General features: G+C 71.3%; 14 protein-coding genes and 1 tRNA gene. 11 read left to right on the top strand and 4 right to left on the bottom strand.

What is annotated here, in order from left to right:
• The first annotated feature begins 1 nt into the window (after nt 1).
• Nucleotides 2–700: an NADPH-dependent F420 reductase gene (locus ACIBQZ_RS10465; protein ID WP_396088395.1), complete on the top strand. Its 699-nt coding sequence runs from the start codon at nt 2–4 to the stop codon at nt 698–700.
• A gap of 21 nt (nt 701–721) precedes the next feature.
• Here ACIBQZ_RS10465 and ACIBQZ_RS10460 read toward each other — a convergent pair whose 3' ends face one another.
• Nucleotides 722–2,383 carry a glycosyl hydrolase gene (locus ACIBQZ_RS10460; RefSeq protein ID WP_396088260.1) on the bottom strand — a complete coding sequence of 554 codons (1,662 nt, stop codon included), beginning with the start codon at nt 2,381–2,383 and terminating at the stop codon, nt 722–724.
• A 161-nt stretch (nt 2,384–2,544) separates the two neighbouring features.
• Here ACIBQZ_RS10460 and ACIBQZ_RS10455 point away from each other — a divergent pair, with 161 nt between their 5' ends.
• Genes ACIBQZ_RS10455 through ACIBQZ_RS10445 form a run of 3 tightly spaced genes read left to right on the top strand, consistent with a single transcriptional unit; the run spans nt 2,545 to nt 6,553 of the window.
• Nucleotides 2,545–3,978 (top strand): diguanylate cyclase domain-containing protein, encoded by a 1,434-nt coding sequence (locus ACIBQZ_RS10455; RefSeq protein ID WP_396088258.1) that lies wholly within the window; start codon nt 2,545–2,547, stop codon nt 3,976–3,978.
• Between the two features lie 40 nt (nt 3,979–4,018).
• Nucleotides 4,019–4,669: a hypothetical protein gene (locus ACIBQZ_RS10450; RefSeq protein ID WP_396088257.1), complete on the top strand. Its 651-nt coding sequence runs from the start codon at nt 4,019–4,021 to the stop codon at nt 4,667–4,669.
• A 39-nt stretch (nt 4,670–4,708) separates the two neighbouring features.
• Nucleotides 4,709–6,553 (top strand): diguanylate cyclase domain-containing protein, encoded by a 1,845-nt coding sequence (locus tag ACIBQZ_RS10445; protein WP_396088256.1) that lies wholly within the window; start codon nt 4,709–4,711, stop codon nt 6,551–6,553.
• Here ACIBQZ_RS10445 and ACIBQZ_RS10440 read toward each other — a convergent pair.
• On the bottom strand, nt 6,528–7,334 hold the full coding sequence (locus ACIBQZ_RS10440; RefSeq protein WP_396088255.1) for an S-methyl-5'-thioadenosine phosphorylase: 807 nt from the start codon (nt 7,332–7,334) through the stop codon (nt 6,528–6,530). The two genes, ACIBQZ_RS10445 and ACIBQZ_RS10440, sit on opposite strands and share 26 nt — an antisense overlap.
• Before the next feature lie 125 nt (nt 7,335–7,459).
• Between ACIBQZ_RS10440 and ACIBQZ_RS10435 the strand changes: the two genes are divergently transcribed.
• The 7 genes from ACIBQZ_RS10435 (at nt 7,460) to fxsT (ending at nt 17,116) form a co-directional block, all read left to right on the top strand.
• Nucleotides 7,460–8,017, top strand: coding sequence for a YqgE/AlgH family protein (locus tag ACIBQZ_RS10435; protein ID WP_396088254.1), 558 nt, complete (start codon nt 7,460–7,462; stop codon nt 8,015–8,017).
• 84 nt (nt 8,018–8,101) lie between these two features.
• Nucleotides 8,102–8,174 (top strand) — tRNA-Ala (locus tag ACIBQZ_RS10430).
• Nucleotides 8,175–8,315: 141 nt separating this feature from the next.
• Nucleotides 8,316–8,885, top strand: coding sequence for a hypothetical protein (locus tag ACIBQZ_RS10425; RefSeq protein ID WP_396088253.1), 570 nt, complete (start codon nt 8,316–8,318; stop codon nt 8,883–8,885).
• Nucleotides 8,875–10,110, top strand: a complete 1,236-nt coding sequence (locus ACIBQZ_RS10420) for a hypothetical protein (RefSeq protein WP_396088252.1) — start codon at nt 8,875–8,877, stop codon at nt 10,108–10,110. Before ACIBQZ_RS10425 ends, ACIBQZ_RS10420 begins: the two co-directional genes overlap by 11 nt.
• A gap of 41 nt (nt 10,111–10,151) precedes the next feature.
• The gene (locus ACIBQZ_RS10415; RefSeq protein WP_396088251.1) at nt 10,152–11,807 is read left to right on the top strand and encodes a hypothetical protein; all 1,656 of its coding nucleotides are present in this window, start codon (nt 10,152–10,154) and stop codon (nt 11,805–11,807) included.
• Nucleotides 11,804–12,817, top strand: coding sequence for an AAA family ATPase (locus tag ACIBQZ_RS10410; protein WP_396088250.1), 1,014 nt, complete (start codon nt 11,804–11,806; stop codon nt 12,815–12,817). The genes ACIBQZ_RS10415 and ACIBQZ_RS10410 overlap by 4 nt, the downstream gene beginning before the upstream one ends.
• A gap of 6 nt (nt 12,818–12,823) precedes the next feature.
• Entirely contained in the window at nt 12,824–17,116 is a 4,293-nt protein-coding gene (fxsT, locus tag ACIBQZ_RS10405) for an FxSxx-COOH system tetratricopeptide repeat protein (protein WP_396088249.1), read from the top strand.
• A 5-nt stretch (nt 17,117–17,121) separates the two neighbouring features.
• Here the strand turns inward: fxsT and ACIBQZ_RS10400 are convergent, their stop codons facing one another.
• The gene (locus tag ACIBQZ_RS10400; RefSeq protein ID WP_396088247.1) at nt 17,122–18,870 is read right to left on the bottom strand and encodes an aKG-HExxH-type peptide beta-hydroxylase; all 1,749 of its coding nucleotides are present in this window, start codon (nt 18,868–18,870) and stop codon (nt 17,122–17,124) included.
• Nucleotides 18,867–20,057, bottom strand: a complete 1,191-nt coding sequence (locus tag ACIBQZ_RS10395; RefSeq protein ID WP_396088246.1) for an FxsB family cyclophane-forming radical SAM/SPASM peptide maturase — start codon at nt 20,055–20,057, stop codon at nt 18,867–18,869. The genes ACIBQZ_RS10400 and ACIBQZ_RS10395 overlap by 4 nt, the downstream gene beginning before the upstream one ends.
• Nucleotides 20,058–20,068: the final 11 nt, after the last annotated feature.

Here is a 20,068-nt window from a genome sequence, read left to right as displayed (position 1 = left end):
GATCACCGGGGTTCCCGCTGACATGACGACAATCGGACTCATCGGCAGTGGCAACATCGGCAGCACCGTGGCGCGGCTGGCGGTCGCCGCCGGTCACGACGTGGTGCTCAGCAACTCGCGTGGCCCGCAGACCCTGCAGGACCTGGTGGCCGAGCTGGGACCGAAGGCGCGCGCGGCTACCACCGAGGAGGCGGCCGCGGCCGGCGACATCGTGGTGGTGACCGTGCCGCTGCGGGCGTACCGGGAGGTGCCGGTGGCGCCGCTGGCGGGCAAGGTGGTCATCGACACCAACAACTACTACCCGGAGCGCGACGGCGTCTTCGCCGAGCTGGAGGACGGCTCCGGCACCACCGGTGAGCTGCTGCAGAAGCACCTCCCGGAGGCCCGCGTGGTGAAGGGGTTCAACAACATCTGGTTCGAGCACCTGCGGACCCTGGCGCGGTCGGCGGGCAGCGCGGACCGGACGGCGCTGCCGATCGCCGGTGACGACGCCGCCGCCAAGCAGGCGGTCACGGAGCTCTTCGACAGCCTCGGCTTCGACACCGTGGACGCGGGCCCGCTCGCGGAGAACTGGCGCACCCAGCGGGACACCCCGGTCTACGTGACCCCGTACGGCGCTTACGGGGTGCTTCCGGGCACGCCGGCGAGCGCGCAGGTCGTCCGTGAGGCGCTCGCCGAGGCGAAGCCCACCACGGCCTGACGTCTTCCTCCGGGGTGGCTCTCAGACGGGTTTGCCGAAGTCCTGAGTCCACCACGGGGCGCCGGTCCGGTCGCGGGCCACGCCGACCCCCACCTCCCGCAGGCCGCAGTTCAGGATGTTCGCGCGGTGGCCCTCGCTCTCCATGAAGCCGACGAAGTTCGTCGTCGCGTCGTGGCGGCCGTACATCGCTGTCTCCGGGGTGCGGAAGGCTCCTGAGGTGATGTTCTCCGCGAGGGCCGCCCAGCGGTAGCCCGCGGCCGTGATGCGGTCGCCGAGGTCTGGTTCGTCGGGGAAGCGGTGGGTCAGGTCGGCGCGGTCGGCCATCAGCCGGGAATGGGCCCGGGCCGCCTTTGTCAGGGGATCGCTCCTGGTCACCGCCGGGCAGCCGGCTCGGGCGCGTTCCTCGTTGATCAGGTCGATCATGCGTTGCTCCGGGCCGTCATCCGGTACGCCGTTCGGCACGGTTCCCGCGTTGCGGTAGGCCTGGCCTGCCGCGGTCGGGGTGCCGTCCTCGCGGTACAGGCCGTACGCGGTCGAGTCGCCTGTCGCCGGCAGCGCGAACCAGGCGTAGCGCTCGACGTACGGGGCCGCTTCCAGGCCGGCCGTGGACTTGGTGATGAAGGTGGTCAGCTGGTCCGGGGTCGGGTAGCGAGGGGTGCCGGTGAAGTTGATCAGGCCGAACTCGGTGACCCAGACCGGCAGGCCGTAGCGGTCGTGCACCGCCTGCACGTAGCCCAGGAACTGGTCCGCGGCCGCCTCGCCGAAGTCCGAGCCGTACCAGTGGACGGTGATGAAGTCGACGCGGAGCCGGCGCTCGCGGGTCCCGGTCAGGAAGCGGTCCAGCCAGCCGCCGGGGGTGTCGCCGCCGAAGGCGACCGCGGGGCTGCCCAGGCGGGCGCCGGTCTGTTCCAGGCGCGGCCAGAGCGCCAGCGCCTGCTCGACGGTCAGGTTGGCCTGGTCGTGCAGGTCCGGCTCGTTGAAGCCGAGCAAAGTGGTGCCCGACCGGCGGGCGGTGGCCAGGTCGGCGTCGTTGACCGCCGCGGCGCCCCAGATCATCGGGACGAACTCGGCCTGCGCCGGCACGTCCTCGTTGCCGGCCGACCAGTCGTAGTACCAGCCGGCGCGCACGTCGCGGATGCTGTCGGCCAGCCGGGGGAACGCCCAGGTGCTCACCCCCTTCTTGACGGCGGGCGCCGGCACGGACCACGCCTGCGTCGCGCTGTCGGCGCAGGCCCAGAGTTGCAGGGGCGTGCCGGAGCCGGAACCGCCGTGGGCGTCCAGGCACTTGCCGCTTCCGGTGTTGATCAGCCGCTTGTCGGCGAGGCGCCACTGCTGCGCCCCGGTGCCGTTGCAGTCGAACAGCTGCACCGGGGTGCCGTCCGCCGATGACGCCCCGGCCACGTCGAGGCACTTGCCGAGGGCGCGGACGGGACCCTGGTTGTCGGGGACGGTCCAGTTCTGGGCGCCCGTACCGTTGCAGTCGTAGAGCTGGACCGGCGTCCCGTTGCCGGTCTGCGACCAGGTCACATCCAGGCACCTGCCGGCCGCGCCGACGACGGCGGTGCCGCTGCCGGCCCGCGCGGTGGGCACGGCGGCCAGGCCCGCGGTGAGCACGGCCAGCAGCGACGCCACGATCAGCACGCTCCGGCCGAGCCGGCTGCGGCGCAGGTGCTGCCAGGTCATTCGGGTCCTCCGTAGCTCGCCGGGTCCGGCGCCGCGGGTGGCGGGCGTCGGATCTGCGGCTGTAACGGATGGCGTCGCGGCGCGGTTCAGCAAAACCGGGCACCGGCCCTGCAACCGAACGCGTACCCGAACGGTGCCCGGCGTCGGCGATCGTCCTGGTCATGGTTCGAGACTCGCTGAGCACCGTCTACGCACGCGTGCGTGCATACGTCCGGCGGGACCTCATGCGGTCCGTACGGCTGCTCTTCCTGCTGGCGTTGGGTGTCACGTCCGTGGGCCTGACGATGCAGGTCGCGCGGATGGGCGTCGGTCTCGGCTCCACCGTGACGTGCGCGGCCGTGCTGCTGGCCGGGCTCGGCCTGCGGGTGACGGAGTTCCGGCGGGTCCGTCCGGTGCCGATCTGGGTGGACGTCCTCGAGCTGGCCGGCGTGTTCCTCGTGCTCTCCCAGGTGACGGCGGTGCACCCGGTCATCAGCGCGTTCTTCATGGCCGTGTTCTTCCGCGCCGCGGTCGGGCGGCTGCCCCGGCTGATCCTCTCCCAGGTCGGCTACCTGGCGGTGTGGCTGCTCGCCGCGGTGCTGTTCCCCGCGACGGTGGTCACGATTCCCGGTGCGATGACCTCGCTGCCGCTGACCAGCCTGCTCGTGTACGGCATGCGCGTGCTGATGTTGCGCATCCAGGAACAGCAGGAAGCCCAGAACGCGCTGCTGGCCGGCGTGCTGCGGGAGCTGCCGTTCCCCGTGGTGGTCACGAACGCCGAGGGCACCGTCGTGCTGGCCAACCCCGCGGTCCGGGAACTGGTCGGCTGGCCGCGTACCGGGGAGCCGTACCTCGGTGAGCTGCGGTTGCAGGACCTGGAGGAACGGCCGGTGAACCTGCACGACGTGGTGGCGGCCTCCGGCGCGGCCGCCGGCCGGGCCGAGCTCGAGGTGCGGCTCATCCGCACCGCCGGCGCCACCCGGCAGATCAAGGTGCAGACCGTGCCGATGGCCAAAGGCTTCGGCGCGGGCTCCGGCATGATCCTCGCCCTGCTCGACGTCACCGCGGAACGGCTGTACGAGCAGCACCTGCAGCAGGCCGCGTACTTCGACATGCTCACCGGGCTGCCGAACCGCCGCCTGCTGTTCGAACGGCTGCACTTGGCGCACAGCACGGCCATGCCGTACGCGATGCTGCTGATCGACCTGAACGACTTCAAGGCGGTCAACGACACCCTCGGGCACCGGATCGGTGACGAACTGCTGGCCGGGATCGCCGAGCGGATCCGGACGGCGGTGGACGAGTCCGCCACGGTCGCCCGCCTCGGCGGGGACGAGTTCGCGGTGCTGCTGCCGCACGCGACCACGGCCGATGCCGAGGCCGCCGCGCAGGCCGTCCGGGGCTCGTTCGCCGCGCCGCTGCAGCTCAGCTGCGGTCCGCTGCACGGCCACGGCACGGTCGGGCTGACCGTGGCCGAACCCGGCTGGACTCCCGACGAGGTCATGGAGCGGGCGGACGCCGCGATGTACCTGGCCAAGCCGGACGGCCAGCGGCGCACCCGGTCGTCGGCCGGCGCTCGCAACAACCGGCCGGTGGCGGGCGCCGAGGCTCGCTGATCGGCGCGGTGCCGGCGTCGTCGTCTCATATGGTGAGCACATGACGTGGCTCGACGTGATCGGCTGGACCGGCTCCGCCCTGCTCGTGTGGTCGCTGCTGCAGACCCGCCTGCTGCGCCTGCGCGCGCTGAACCTGGTCGGGTGCCTGGTGCTCATCGGCTTCAACGCGGCGCTGGCGGTGTGGCCGATGGTCGGCCTGAACATCGTGCTCACGGTGATCAACGTCTGGTACCTGTCGAGGATGCTCGCCACCCGCCACGACGCGAAGGCCTATCAGGCGGTCGAGGTGCGCCCGGACGACGAGTTCCTCGCGTACACGCTGCGGTTGCACAGCCGGGACATCGCGAGTTTCAACCCCGGCTTCGTCTGGGACCCCGCGGCCCCGGACGGTGCCGCCTTTCTCATCGTCAACGGCGCCGAGGTGGTCGGGATGGTGCTGTTCCGGGCCACCGGGGACGGTGTGGCGCGAGTGCAGCTGGACTACGTCACGCAGCGGTACCGGGATTTCACCCCCGGCGAGTTCGTTTTCCGGCAGAGCCAGTACTTCCGCAAGCACGGCTGCCGGACCGTGATCACGCCGCCGGGCATGCTTTCCCCGTACTACGACAAGCTGGGCTTCCGCCGCGAAGGGGAGTCGTACGTGCTCGACCTGCCGGCCCCCGAGCCCGGCGCCGGGGTGACAGTCGGCTGATCCCCTCATCCCGGCGTCATTTTCGTCGATCGTCCTGAGGTGGAAGGCCCTCTGCTGGCGCGTGATCCGGTGCTGCGGACCCTGGTGTCCGTCGCCGTCGGTCTGCTGGGCTTCTTCGCGCTCGGTGTGGGCGGCGACCGGGTCCAGGTGATCGTCGGGTGGCTGGCGCTGCTGGGCACCGACGCCGCGCTGTTCGTGCTGGCCCGGCGGGTGGCCCGGATGCCGGAGACGGCGGCCGCGCCGCGGCGGTTCTGGTGGGCCGCGGCGACCGCCGCGGCGGTCTTCGGTGTCGGTGACAGCTTCCAGCTCGGGCAGATCCTGCTCCGGCCGGCCAGCGACGGTATGACTCCCGGTGCGGTGCAGTCCGTGGCGACGCTCGTGGGCACGGCCGCGATGGTGGCGGCCACGCTGTGCTATCCGACCGGGCTGGGCTCGGGGCGCGCCCGGGTCCGCTTCCTGCTGGACGCGGCGACCACCATGACCGCGTTCGCCGTGGTGTCCTGGTGCCTGGTCACCCGGTCCGCGGTCGCCGAGGCCGACGCGCTGGTCACCGCCGTGTTCGGGTCCGGCCTGATCATGGCCGGGGTCTTCGCCGCGGTGAAGCTCTCGCTCAGCGGCGCCAGCCCGATGTCCGTGAGCGCGGCCCTGCCGATGCTCGCCGCCGCCGGCATCCAGGGACTCGCCACCACCGTGCTGCCCACCCGGGCCGACTCCGCGCCGCTGTCGTGGCAGCTGATCCTGCTGGTCGGGCCGTCGTTCCTGTTCCTGCTCGGGCCCCGGATCCACGCCCTGCAGGTCCGGCACAACCGTGGGGTGTCCCGCCGGCAACAGCGGCACCGCTACAGCGTGCTGCCCTACTCGGCCACCCTGGTCACCTTTGCCGCGCTGGTCGCTGTGCTGCTCGACTCCGGGCTGGCGTACCAGGCCTGGGGTGCGCTGGTCGGGCTGGTGATCAACGTCGCGCTGGTGGTCGTCCGGCAGGTGCTCGCCCTCGCCGAGAACGCCCGGCTGCTGGACAAGCTCGACGAGAGCCTGCTCGAGATCACCCTGCGGGAACGCCGGCTGGACTCGCTGGTCCGGCACTCCTCGGACATCACCTCGATCACGGATCGGCGCGGGCGGCTCGCGTACGTCAGCCCGGCGCTGCGCCGTACCCTCGGGCTGGAGGTCGCGGAGATCGTCGGCCGGCGCATGATCGATTTCCTGCACCCGGACGACCTGGCGGGGCTGCACCAGCAGCTCACGCACCTGGTGACCACCGTCGGCGCCACGCTCACCTATCAGACCCGGTTCTCCCACGCCGACGGGTCGTGGCGCTGGCTGGAGGTCATCGCCACCAACCTGGTCGGCGAACCCGGCATCGACGGCGTGGTGGCCAACGCCCGCGACGTCACCGAGACCCGCGAGCTGCACGAGCGGCTGCGCCACCAGGCCGACCACGACCCGCTGACCGGGCTCGCCAACCGGCGGTTGTTCGCCGAGCGGATGCGGGCCGTCGAGCACTGCCGGGCGGCGGTGCTGCTGATCGACCTGGACGGCTTCAAGTGGATCAACGACACGCACGGGCACCACACCGGCGACGAGGTGCTGCTCTTCGTCGCCGCGCGGCTGCGCGAGGCGGCCGGGGCGGACGACGTCGTGGCACGGCTCGGCGGCGACGAGTTCGCCGTGCTGGTTCCGGCCGGTGACGAACTCGCCGCGCGCCGGGTGGCGGACCGCTTCCTGGACCAGATCGCGCTGCCCGCGCTGATCGACGGCCGGACCATCGCGGTACGCGCCAGCGTCGGCATGGTCGTCGGCGACGCCGCCGACGACCTCATCCACGCGGCCGACCTCAAGATGTACGAGGCCAAGCGCCTCAGGGCAGCGCGAAGGGAAGCTTGATCCCGTCCAGGGCGTTGCCGCAGGCGCAGCCCCGCTCGACGGGCAGGGCCCGCACGGCGTCGAGCAGCACCTCGCGCAGCCGCGCGGTGTTCTCCGCGAAGACCGCGAAGACCTCCTCCTGGGTGACCCCGTGGTCGCCGTCGACGCCGGCGTCCAGATCCGTCACGAGCGCGATCGCGGTGTAACAGAGCGCCAGCTCGCGGGCCAGCACCGCCTCGGGATGCCCGGTCATGTTGACCACGGTGCCGCCGATCGCGGTGAACCAGCGCGACTCGGCCCGGGTGGAGAACCGCGGGCCCTCGACGACGACCATGGTGCCGCCGTCCACCGGGTTGATCCGGGCCCCGGCGCGCAGCACCGCCTGCCGGCCGTCCGGGCAGTACGGATCGGCGAACGACACGTGCACCGCGCCGGAGTCGTAGAACGTCTGCTCGCGGCCGCTGGTCCGGTCGATGAGCTGGTCAGGGACCACAAAGGTGCCGGGGCCGAGCTCCGGCCGCAGCCCGCCGACGGCACAGGGCGCGATGATCTGGCGCACGCCCAGCGACCGCAGCGCCCACAGATTGGCCCGGTACGGGATCTTGTGCGGCGGGAACCGGTGGTCCCGGCCGTGCCGCGGCAGGAAGGCGACCCGCCGCCCGCCGACCTCGGCCACGGTGATCGGATCCGAGGGCGGACCGTAGGGCGTGGACACGTGATGGTCGGTCGCTCCGTCGAGCAGGGCGTACAGGCCCGATCCGCCGATGACACCGATGTCCGCCGCCGCGGGTCGCTCGTTCATGCGCCAGACCTTATCGGTGGCTGGAATCGCAGGCTAATGTCCAAGCATGGCGTTGACCGATGGCCTCCTGGGGCGAAGGTGGGGCTGCCGTGTTCAGTGAAGAGCAGCGCATCGGAGGTCGGTCAATGGAGTCGATGACCGGGCAACTGCTGGTCGCGACCCCGACCCTGAAGGACCCGAACTTCGACCGCACCGTGGTGCTGCTGGTGGCCCACGAGACGGGCGGCGCGCTGGGCGTGGTGCTGAACCGGGCGACCGAGGTGCCGGTGGCCGACGTGCTGGGCAACTGGGGTGAGCTGGCCGGCGACCCGGCGGTGCTCTTCGAGGGCGGCCCGGTGCAGCCCGAGTCGGCGATCTGCCTGGCCCGCACCCGCCCGCAGGTGAAGAAGCGAGTGACCGGCTTCCACCAGGTGGCCGGCGCCCTCGGCACGGTGGATCTGTCGGCCGACCCGGACCGGCTCCGGGAGAGCGTGGCGGGCATCCGGGTGTTCGCGGGCTACTCGGGCTGGTCGCCGGGCCAGCTCGAGGAGGAGATCGCGGCCGGCTCCTGGTTCGTCTTCGACGCGCTGCCGGGGGACCCGTTCGTGAACCGCCCGGACGACCTGTGGGCGATGGTCCTGCGCCGCCAGGGCGACATCCTGGCGGCGGTGGCCCACTTCCCGCCGGACGTCTCGCTGAACTGACACGCGGACCGGCCCCTCCGCACGCGGGGGGCCGGGTGGTGTGTACTATTCCGTGAGTGCCCGGGACACCCCGGGGGCAGGCAAGGGGCTGTGGCGCAGCTGGTAGCGCACCACACTGGCAGTGTGGGGGTCAGGGGTTCGAGTCCCCTCAGCTCCACCCTTGCGAAAGGCCCGGACTGACGTCCGGGCCTTTGCTGTCGTCGGCGTCCGCCTCCGATTTTGTGCGGACCATCCGTTCGTGGAGTGCGACTGTTGTCGCAATCGGTAACCATGGGTTCACCGAACTCTGGGAGGACGCGTGGCGGATGCGGCTCGGGATGTGGAACTCAGCGCTGGACAGCTTCTGCTCGCCGAGTTCCACGTGCTCAAGGAGGAGCAGCGGCAGCGCATCGGGGTGCGGGACAACCTGATCTACGCCACCCTGGCCGCGATGGCCGCGACCACCGCAGCCTCGTTCCGCGGCATCGGGGGCGCCGGAGTGCTGCTGCTTCTGCCGCCGGTGTGCCTGGTGCTGGGGTGGACCTATCTCATGAACGACCAGAAGGTCTCGGCCATCGGGCGGTACATCCGCCACGGGCTCGCGCCCCGGATGGCGGATCTGGTGCCCGACGGCGTGCCGATCTTCGGTTGGGAGGCCGTGCATCGTGCCGAGGCCGGCCGGCGGGCGCGCAAGCTCATGCAGCTGGGTGTGGAGCTCCTCCTCTTCGGCATGTCCGGGCTGACCGCGATCATCGCCTTCCTGACGATCGGGCCGCGCACCCCGCTGCTGATCATGCTGTCGGTCGTCGAACTGGTGGTCGTCGTCGGCTTGATGATCCAGTTCGCCGTGCAGGCGGACCTCCGGGTGGGCGCCGGCGATGGCGACTGACCGTGAGCCGGGCCCGGCGCTGGGCATCGTCACCGCGCTGCCGGTCGAGTGCTTCGCCGTGCTGCAGATGCTCGACGACGTCGTCGAGGTCGAGGCCCCCGACGGCCGCGACGAATCCGTCTACTACGCCGGCACGCTGCCCAGCCTCGCCCCCGGGCGGCCCCATCGGATCGTCGTCACCGTGCTCACCGAGGACGCCGGGATCGCCGCCGCCAACGCCTGCACGAACATGGAGCGCAGCTGGGGCGTCGAGGTGATCATCATGTGCGGCATCGCCCTCGGTGTTCCCGCCCCCGGCGACCCCTCCCGGCATGTCCGGCTCGGGGACATCCTGGTCGCGAGCGAGGGGGTGGTGCCGTACGGCCACCTGCGGGTCTACGCCGACGGCGAGGAGTTGCGGCGCCAGGCGTCGCTGCCCTCGGCCCGGCTGAAGCGTGCGGTCGCCCGGCTGCGCACCGAGGAGGAGTCCGGCGCCCGGCCGTGGGAGGAATTCCTGCGCGGCCGCGGACCTGCCATGCGGCAGTACCGGCGGCCGGATCCGGCCACCGACGTCGTCTACGTCGACGAGGAATCGGACGAGTTCGTGCCGCATCCCGTGCAGCCGCACCGCCGGCCCGGGCAGCCTCTTGTCCATTATGGACGATTGGGCAGTGGGGGCAAGTTGATCAGAAGTGGTGCGGAGCGGGACCGATTGGCCTCGGCCTACCGCCTGATCGGGTTCGACATGGAGGGCGACGGCGTCTCCGAGACCGCGTATCTGCAGTCGGTGGACTGGTGGATGATTCGCGCGGCGTCCGACTACGGGGTGCGGAAGAATGACGAATGGCAGCGGTATGCCGCATGGGCTGCCGCGGCCTACACAAGGGCATTGTTGCGGCGGCTGCCGGCCTCGAACGCCGACAATTATCCGACAAGATCTACTCCGCCGACGGCCGCGGCCCTGCCGATCGCCAGGCTGGCGCCGGTCGTGACGGCGCTGCTCACGCTGCCGACCCTGACCGATCCGCGGCGTCGCCAGGCGCTCATCAACGACCTGCCGGACCGGCTCGCCGCCCGGATCCCTAGAGCTGGCAACGCCTACGGCGACACGGTCGCGGTGGTCCGGGCGATGAGCACCCGCCCGGCCGGCCTGCGCGAGCTGGGCGAGCTGCTGGTGCTGCACGAAGGCGAATCCGATCAGCTGCGCGGCGTCCTGGAGATCCTGCGCCGGGCCGGGCCCGGCTGAGGGCTGGGCTCTCGGTTTGACACGGCGGCGGGTGAACGGAAATGTGTAGTCACCAGCGCGTCACGACGCGTGAGTTCAACGCTGTCGGTGACGGATGGCGTTCGCGGTCGTTGGACTGCGGATATTGCCGCGCCGTTCGTCTCGTCGGGTGGCGTACCGGCGAACGGGAGGCGGAAGGCGGGCGAGAGGCGTTGACCGACAGAAGGATCGCTGGCGGCGCACCCCCTTTCCAGGCGCAGAAAAAGTTGTGTGATCTTCTCGTCCAGCTCTCCGGAATGACCGAGCCGGGACGCCGGGAAATGTACGTGCGGCAGCTCAGCAAAGAGGTCCCCGCGGTCCTGCACGCCGAACGCCATCCCGATCCTTTCTCGGACGTGTTTGAACTGGTCGAGCGGTGCTATGCGTATCCAGGGGCGATCCGCCAGCTGTGGGTCATCGTCAAGTCGTTCCACTCGGACAGCCAGTTGACCAGTGAGATCGAGGAGATCGTCGAGCTGCTGGATCCCGGGCGTCCCCTGTTGATCGGCGAACGCGACCGTCTCGAGGAGATGCTGCAGGAGGTTGACCTCGCCGTGCTGAGAACCGCCTACCGGTACGCGGCACGGGTCACGGCCGACGGTGGCTGGGCGGAGCCGCCGGGCCTGCCGTCGATGATCCGCCGGATCGAGTCGATCGCGGCCAGCCCCGATCGCCTTCCGTCGATGTTCACGTTCGTGGATCACGTGGGGCACCGGGTGCCGGCCGGCCTCTCCGCCGACCTGCACTCCTGGATGGACGACGTCAGCCACCGGCTCGGCTACCGCAACGGCGACGAGGTCGACTCCCTGTGCAGCAGAACCCGGCTGCGGCTGCACAGCATCCGGACCTTCTACTTCGCGGCGCAGCTGGTCGCCGACAAGATGTCCGCGGAGCGGTTCTTCCTGAGCATCTGGGCGCAGCACGGCGACGAGCCCGAGCAGCCGATGTACAGCGCGGACGACTCGGCCCCGCTGGACGACGTGGTCAAGCAGCTCTACTTCCACCTCCGCGCGCTGCCCTCCTCCCTGGACGAACAGGTGGAGGAGCTGGTCATCGAGGTGTATCTGCCGCGGTCGCTCGTGACGCTCCCGGTCGACCAGTGGCGCATCGACGAGGTGCTGCCGCACGAGATCGGCACGAGCCGCCCGCTGGTGCTGAGAAGCCTCGACCGGCTCGAGGATCTCAACCTGCACGGCCAGTGGGCGGTGAAGTGGCAATGGCTGATGGACCACGGCCGGCTCGCCGGCGCCACGGCCTTCCGGACGATCTCCGGGCACAGTGAGCCCGAGGCGCAGGCGTTGCGGGGCGCGCTGCTCGCCGGCGAGCCACCGGTCGCCGTGATCATGAAGACCCCGGTTCCGTACAGCAACGGTCTTGCCGCCGACGGCTTCACCGCGGCGCTCTACGGCGGCGCGCCGGTGGTGGTGTGGAGTCGCGAGCCGTGCCACGCGGCGGCGATCGAGGATGCCGTGCTGACCGCGGCGGATTCCGACGGGGGCGCGCCGCGCATCGTCGACCACATCTTCAAGATGCGGCTTGCCGCCCTCCAGGACGTCTCCGTCGATCATCCCGGGCGGCATGCCAGCCTGCTGTTCGACGACGCCGACCGCATTCCCGAGGCCTACCGGCCCCGTTCCCGGCTGCGCGTACCACTCTCCAGAGGGGGGAACGGTTCATGACCGAGGCACAGGTGCGGTTCATCTATCGGGGTACGGGTGAGGAACACGACGGCATCGCAGCGCTGCCGGACCCGCCGCCGTGGCGGACCTTCGGCGGCCGGGTGCTCGACCACTTCGTGCCCGACGTGCCGGCGGCCGGGGGCGGCGCGCCGAACGGCGTACGGCGCGCGATGTACCTTCCCGAGCGCGAGGCCATCGAGATGGCCAACGTCGCTCTGCTGCTGCGCCGGCCGTTGCTCGTCACCGGGAAACCGGGCACCGGGAAGTCCTCGTTGGCCCGCAGCATCGCGCAGGAGCTGAAGCTCGGCCCGCTGTTGTACTGGCCGGTCACCAGTCGCTCGCGGTTGCAGGAGGCGCTGTACCGCTACGACGCCATCGGGCGGTTGCAGGACGCCAGCCTGGCCCGCGCGAACGGGGCCGCCGCCGTACCCGAGATCGGGAAGTTCATCCAGCTCGGACCGCTCGGCACGGCGCTGGTCGCCCGGGACAAGCCGCGGGTCCTGCTGATCGACGAACTTGACAAGAGCGACATCGATCTGCCGAACGACCTGCTCAACGTCTTCGAGGAGGGCAAGTTCCCGATGCCCGAGCTGAGCCGGCAGTCCGAGGACGGCATCGCGCGGGTGCTCACCGCGGATCCGAACGGCTGGGCGGACGTCGAGCACGGCATGGTGGAATGCCGGGCGTTCCCGATCGTCGTCATCACCAGCAACGGCGAGCGTGAGTTCCCGCCCGCGTTCCTGCGGCGCTGCGTGCGGGTGACGATCCCGCCGCCGGACGCCCGCAAACTGGCCCGGATCGTCGCCAACCAGCTCGGCGACGCCGCCCTGCAGGACTCCACCGACGTGCTCGAGTTGTTCACCCGGCGGCGCGAGGTCGTGGATCTGGCGACCGATCAGCTGTTGAACGCGGCCTACCTCACGATGTCCGGCCTGCAGCCCGATTCCGAGGAAAGACTCCGGATGGTCAAGCGGCTGTTCCATGACCTCGGCCCGTCCACCGGATCGTAGATCCTCATGACGTTTCTCGACGGCTTCATCAGGGCGACCCGCGAAGCGGGCCTTGACCTCAACGCGGAGGAACTAGCCGAGATCTGCTGGATGGCCCGGCACCTGGAGCCGGTCTCGCCGGAACCGTCGGAGACGTCGGCCGAGGGGGAGCGGGAGCCCGACCCGCCGCTGCCGGCCACCGAGCACGACCACCCTCCACTTCGGGAGGTGCCGTCGGCGCGGCCGCCGTCGCGATCTCCCGACCGGGTCGCGGACCTGCGGCCCCATCCGATCGGTCACCTCGCGCCGGACGGCGCCGTGCCGATGCGGGTCGCCGGCGCTCCGACGCTGGTCAAGGCGTCGCTGGCCCGGGCGCTGCGGCCACTGAAACGCACCACGTGGTCGTTGACCGATGTGGAGATGGACGAGTCGGCGACGGTGCGCCAGGCCGCTGATGCCGATTTGTGGTCTCCCGTACTGGTCCCGTCCCGGGACAGATGGTTGGATCTGGCGGTGGTCGTCGACGATGCGGGCTCCGGCCCGGTCTGGCATCGCACGGTCCGCGACTTTCTCGCCGTCCTCAACGAGGCCGGGGTCTTCCGGACCATCCGGGTGTGGCGGGTGGACACCGGGGCGCCGGCCGGGTGTCGGCTGACCCTGCGGGGCGAGACGCCGGAGGCCTCAGGCGGCCGGGATCCCAAGGAGCTGATCGGCGCGGTGGGCCGCCGGGCGGTCCTGGTGATCAGCGACTGTGTCGGTGCGGCCTGGAGCGACGGCCGGGCTTCCGCGTTGCTGGGCGGGTGGGCGGCCGTCCACCCGGTCGCCGTCGTGCAGTTGCTGCCGCAGCGGCTGTGGGCCCGGTGCGCACCGCGGTTCGAACAGGTCAAGTGGCGCTCCTCCGTGCCCGTCACGAGCAACGCGGTGCTCGACTGGCAGCCGTTCGACCGGTTGATCGGCAAGTCGTCGCTGCGGTCGTCCGGCGCGGTCGGCACCCCGATCCCGATCGTCGAGATGACCGGGCTGGCCATGTCGCAGTGGTCCCGGCTGGTGGCCGGGGACAGCGGCAGCTGGCTGGACGGCGTCGCGCTGTTCACCGGCGGCCCGCTCGCCCGGTCCACACCGGCCTCGGACATCTGGTCCAGCGACAGCGCGGAGATCGCGGTCGACGTCCGCACCAGGGTGCGGCGCTTCCGGGCGGCTGCCTCACCGCAGGCTTTCCGGCTGGCCGCGTTGCTCGCCGCGGCCCCCCTCCAGCTGCCGGTCATCAGGCTGGTGCAACATGCCATGTTCAACGATCCCCGCCCCGCCCACCTCGCCGAGGTCCTGTTGAGCGGCCTGGTCGACCGGCAGTTCTCCGAGGCGCCGGAAGGAGAGGCTGAGTTCGAGTTCCAGGACGGTGTCCGCCCGGTCCTGCTCAGCAGCCTGAGCCGGGGCGAGGCCGTCCGGGTGTTGCACCAGGTATGGAAGATCATCGACTCTCAGCGGGAATCGAGTGTCGATTTCCTGGCGATTCTGACCGCCGGCAAGGACGGGCTCGAACACGTTCTGCGGAATCGCGCCTTTGCCCGCGTGGCGGTGCACGTGCTGCGCGCTCTCGGCGGTACCTACGCCGAAAAAGCGGACATTATCTCCAAAATGCTGAGGAAAAGCCCGGAATCCGGGCAGAATGCGCTGGACGAGACTTCGCCCGCCCCATCGGCTATCGCCGCCGTGATCGCCGCACCATCGATAGAAGAGGGAGACCCCGTCGTGACGACCTCCGGCCAACCGGCCACGGCAATCCACGACAGCCCACGAGACGCGCCGCGAGCCGAGGTCTGGGAAGTGCCCCGGCGGACCCCTTACTTCACCGGGCGCAAAGACATGCTCGGGGAGCTCCGCCAGGAACTGCTGGATACGCGCGGCCGGGCCGCCGTTCTGATCCCGCGCGCGATCTTCGGCCTCGGCGGGGTCGGCAAGACGGCGCTCGCGAACGAATACGCGCACCGCTACGGCTACGCCTACGACGCGGTGTGGTGGATCCCCGCCGAGGATCCGGCCGACGTCCGCCGGTCGCTGATCGCCCTGCGGGAGCGCCTCAAGCTGCCGGAGATGCTGGACGCGGCCAAGGCCGTGGCCGATGTGCTGGTGAAGCTCGCCGCCGGCTCGGCGAAATCGAATTGGCTGCTGATCTATGACAACGCCGACGACCCGGAACGGCTGGCCGCCTTCCTCCCGAAGCCCAGCAGGCACGGCCACGTCCTGATCACCTCCCGGGACCGCCGGTGGGCCTTGGTGGGAGCGCAGCTCGAGGTCGGGGTGTTCGCCCGGCCGGAGAGCATCGCCTTGATCCGCCGGCGAGCGCCGCACCTCACCGAGGAGGACGCGGACCGGCTCGCGGCGCTGGTCGAGGACCTGCCGCTGGCCGTCAACCAGGCCGCCGCCTGGCACGGCGAGACGAAGCTCTCGGCGGCGGAATACCTCCGGCGCTACGACCACCAGGTGGAGCTGCTCGGCGACGTTGATCCACAGTCGACCTATCCGAGACCGGTGGCCGCGAGCTTCGGTGTCTCCTACGACCAGCTCCAGGAGCGGTCGACCGCGGCCACCCAGCTGCTGCAGCTGTGTTCGCACTTCGGACCCGAGCCGATCTCGGTGGAGATGCTCTGGTGGGGCCGCCTGGTCCGGGATCTGCCGCCGCAGCTGTCGCGCGTGGTGCTCGACCGCAGCACCATCCGGCGTGAGCTGCGGGAGATCGACCGGTACGAGCTGCTCCGGTTCGACCAGGCCCGCGATCGGTTCCAGCTGCACCGGCTGGTGCAGGCTCTGTTGCGCACCCGGGGCGGCGCCACGAGCGAGTTCGTCGGCGCGGCGAAGGCGCAACGGATCCTGGCGCTGGCGAACCCCGGGAACCCCGACGAGGTGGACATCAGCGCGTCCAGCCGGCACGCGGAGTTGTCACCGCACATCGTGCCCTCCGGCGCGGTCACCTCCGACGACCGGGACGTCCGCACGCTGGTGCTCGACCAGATCCGGTTCCGTTATCTCGCCGGTGACTACAGCGGCGGCAACGAGCTCGCCGAGGCCGTGGTGGCCGATTGGCACGACCGTTTCGGCCCGCAGGACGAGCTGACCCTGGTCGCCCGGCGGCACCAGGCGAACATCGTCCGGGCGCTCGGCAACTCGGATCTCTCGCTGTCGATCGACGAGGAGATCCTGGCCGCGTTCCGGGAGACCCTGGGTGAGAACAACGACCACACCCTGGCCACGGCGAACAGCCTCGGCGCCGACCTGCGCGCCACCGGCGACTGGCAGGCCGCGCACGACCTCGACGAGGCCAACCTGGCGCGGCACCGCCGGATCCTGCGCGACGACGACCCGGCCACCCTGCGGACGGCGAACAACTACGCGGTCGACCTCAGGCTGCTCGGCCGCTTCCGGGAGGCGGAGGAGCTCGACCGGTCGTCCGTGCGGCTGCGCACGCTGGGCTACGGGTCGGATCACCCGTTCACCCTGTTCGCGATCAGCAACCTGGCGCGTGACCTCTACGGCCGCGGCGAGTACAAAGAGGCGCTGAAGGTGCAGCAGGACGCCTTGACGCTGCACGAGGCGGTGCGTGGTGCGGGCCACCCGGACGTCATCCTGGGCCGCCGCACCGTCGCCACCCTGCTCCGCAAGCTCGGTCGCTACGAGCCGGCCCTGGAACTGGCCAAGCAGAACTTCCAGGCCTACCTGACGCTCTTCGGCGAATCCCACGAGAACACGCTGTCGGCGCGGATGAGCCTCGGCAACGCCCTGCGGGACGGCAATCCGGATCGCGAGCAGCTCCACAGCGCCCGGCACCACATGGAAACCGCCGTCGCGCTCTATCAGGCCCGCTTCCCGGACCACCCGTTCAACTTCGTCTGCCAGGCGAACTACGCGATCGTCCTCCGGCACCTGGGCGAGGTCGCGCAGGCCCGGGAGATGAACGAGCGGGTGCTGACGGCGCTGGATGCCAAATTGGGCAAGGAGCATCCGTACGTGCTCTGTTGTGCCACCAACCTGAGCAACGACATGGCGGCCGGGCGCGACTACGAGGGCGCCTACCGCCTCACCGAGTCCGTGTTGCAGCGGTCCAACAAACCCCAGGTCCGGGGTCCGATGCATCCGTACACGCTCGGCGTCAAGCACAACCACGCGCTGAACCTGATCCTCACCGGGCGGGAGGCGGCCGGGGGAACCATGCACGCCGAGGTGATTCAGCAGTTTGATGCGACGCTCGGCGCCGACCACCCGGACTCACTCAGCGCGCGGGCTCAGCGCCGGCTCGAGGCCGACATCGAGCCGCCGCCGACCTGATCCGGTCAACGAACGGCAACGGCGAGCCAACCGGCCAGCTCCACGGGGTCGGGTGGCTCGCCGTCGCCGTCGAGCAGGGCGAGGCAGACAGCCTTCGGCAGCTCGGGCCGTTCCCGCCAGACCCGGGCGTCGCGGTCAGCGTGTGATCGCCGGGCCAGGGCGAGGCCGACCCAGGCGTCGTCGGCTGCCGGGTCGAGCAGGAGGGCTGCCCGGTACCGTTCCGCGGCGGCGGCGGTGTCGCCCACCGCCAGGAGCTGGTCGGCCGCGCGCACCAACTCGGGGGTTTCCGAAGCCTGCGGCCAGGGGAGCGAGGCCAGCTCTTCGGGGCGGCGGCCCCAGGCGCTCCACTGCCGGGATCGGGCGCCCTCGGTGAACCGGTCCCGGCCGGGGGCGACCGCACCGGGCGGGATCGCCGGAGGTGGCTGCCCGGCGCGCCACGCGCCCGCCGCGGCCGTGGTGAAGCGGGAGTCGACGCGGATGTTGCGCAGCCGCCAGTTGATGTGGTGCTCGGCGGAGACCAGGCGGGCGATCCGGTAGGCCGGGCCGGGTCCGGCCGGGTCGGGCAACTTCTCCAACGCGGTACGCATACCCGCGACGAACCGCCGGCCGTCCACGGTGAACCCCTTGCTGTCCGACAAGGTGTCGATGACTCGAGACACCTGGAGGTGCGCACGGGCGTACTCGTATGTCGCCCGGCGCTGGTCGCCCGAGTCGGAGGTCTGCTCCGCGGCCCAGAAGGTGGTCACGCCGAGGAAGGCGTAGCACCCGTTCGTCAACGCTGTCAGGGGACGCGGATCGTCGCGCCACGGCGCGTACTCAGTCTGCTCGCCCTCGTCGTCAACGAGGCGCACGACGTCCAGCAAGGCGTTGAATTTTCCGTGCTGCAGCTCGTGGACGATGGTCGAGCAGCACAACTCCGGGTCACCCGGCCAGGTCAGGCAGATGGCGCCGAAGGCATCCCGGGACGTGAAGCTGATGCCGTGGCCCGGCGGGCCGGGCGGCAGCGGGGTCACGGCCCGCAGCAGCGACGCCGTCTGCCAGGACCAGCCGTCGTGGCGCCGGCTCAGCCTCTGCACGGCCTCCCGGAAGAGCCGGCGCCAGCGCTCGAACTCGGCCGGGTCCAGCCGGTCGGCGGTCGCCACGGTCGCCGGGGTGCGCTGGGCGTGCAGGTCGTCGAGGGCCGTCCGCCCCGGGGAGAGATCCAGGCTCCGCAGTCCCTGCCAGCCGGGGCCGTCCAGCTCCGGATCACCGGGAAGCTCCACCTCGCCGACGGTCACCCGGTCGTGGAGCCGGGTGACCGTGATCGGGTTCTCCGGCCCGCCGGGTCGCACCCGCGCCGACCCCACCGTGGGCAGGTGCAGCACGTCCGAGGAGTCCGGCAGTGGCACCCGTACGGTGAAGTCGAGACCGGCCCGTATCCCGGCGGCGGCGGCGACCGCTGTCAGCGTGCCGGCGGATGTCGGGCTCGCGTCGCGCGCGCGCAGTCTGCGGATCGCGGCCGTCAGGGTCGCGCCCACGTACGGGTAGCCGAGCACCAGCTCCGCGGCTTCCCGGTCGGCCCGCTGCGCCTCCTGGAGCAGCTCGATGGCCGGCCGGACGTCGTCGCGCTCGGGGGTCTGCTCGACGAGCAGCCGCAGCAGCAGCAGGTGCCGGCTCAGCTGGGCCGACCGCAGGGTGGCCAGGCCGGCGGCGTCGGCGCCGCCCGCGGCCAGGGCGTCCAGCGACGGGCGGGAGAGCTTGATGACAGCTGTCACCCCGCGACCTCGGCGAGGACCGCGACGTCCCGCCCGATCCGGGCCCGGACGTGCCGGATGAGAAAGGCGAGGTCGGCGCAGTAGACGGAGGGGTTCAGGAAACCCCGGCCGGGCCGGTGCCGGTGGGCGTAGTGCCCGCCCCCGCACACCTCGACCAGGGAGCAGGCGCGGCAGGTGTCACAGAGGCCGCTGATGCCGAGCTGGCGCGCCACGATCGCCGGGTGGTCCAGCACCGCCTCCAGATCGTCGGCGAAGACGGTCATGCCGGTGGCGGGGGCGCCGGGATAGCTGGCCCGCAGGGTGTCGACCTGCTCCAGCCGACCGTCCACGTTGATCACGACCAGCGCCGCCGGGCTGAGCCCGATCTGCTCCGAGGCGCTGCGACCGCCGAGGATCAGGTGGATGATCTCGCGGAACAGGCGGATGCCGGGCCGGGTGGACCGGGACCCGTACCAGAGGTCGAAGACCTCGGCGAGCCAGCGGCCGTAGGGCGCCGCCGCGGTGGAGTGGGCCGGCGGGGGCCGTGACCAGGTGGCGTGCGGCAGCAGGAAGTCGAGCATCGGCGGGTCGAGAGCGCAGAGTCGTGCGTAGACCGCGGCCGGCTCCAGGGCGGTGTCGACCACACAGAGGATGCCGGCGAACCAGGCGCGGTGCTTCCCGGATCCGAGCAGCTTGATGCCGCGAAGCAGGGCCACCTCGCTCGAAGCCCCGTCCGGGCCGCGGCGGTGCCGGTCGTCGCCGTCGATGCTGACCGCGATCCGGACGCCGGCCGCGGTCAGGCCGGCCAGCGCCGTGTCGTCGAGCAGGGTGCCGTTCGTCTGCATGACGAAGTCGACGGCGGTCGTCGCCGGGACGGCGGCACGGATGACCCGGGTGACCTCGGTCAGGCGGGCCACGCCGGCCAGCATCGGTTCGCCGCCGTGCAGCACGACCTCGACGCGGTCCAGGCCGTGCCGGCTGACGTGCTCACTGATCCGGGCCGCCGACTGCCGCACCACCGCCGGGGCCATCACGCGCGGCAGGGTCCGCCATTCCTGGTCGGCCATCGTGTACATGTAGCAGTAGTCACAGGCCAGGTTGCAGCCGCTGGTCAGCTTGAGAATGAACTGCCGGAAGGGCACCGGGCGCCGGCCGGCGGCGGCGAGTTCTGCGCGGTCGAGTCCCGTCAGAGGCCATTCCTTCGGCATTGTCCCCCCGG

This window comes from Actinoplanes sp. NPDC049599, assembly GCF_044465625.1.
Taxonomy (GTDB): Bacteria; Actinomycetota; Actinomycetes; order Mycobacteriales; family Micromonosporaceae; genus Actinoplanes.
This window is presented reverse-complemented; position numbering and strand designations above follow the sequence as displayed.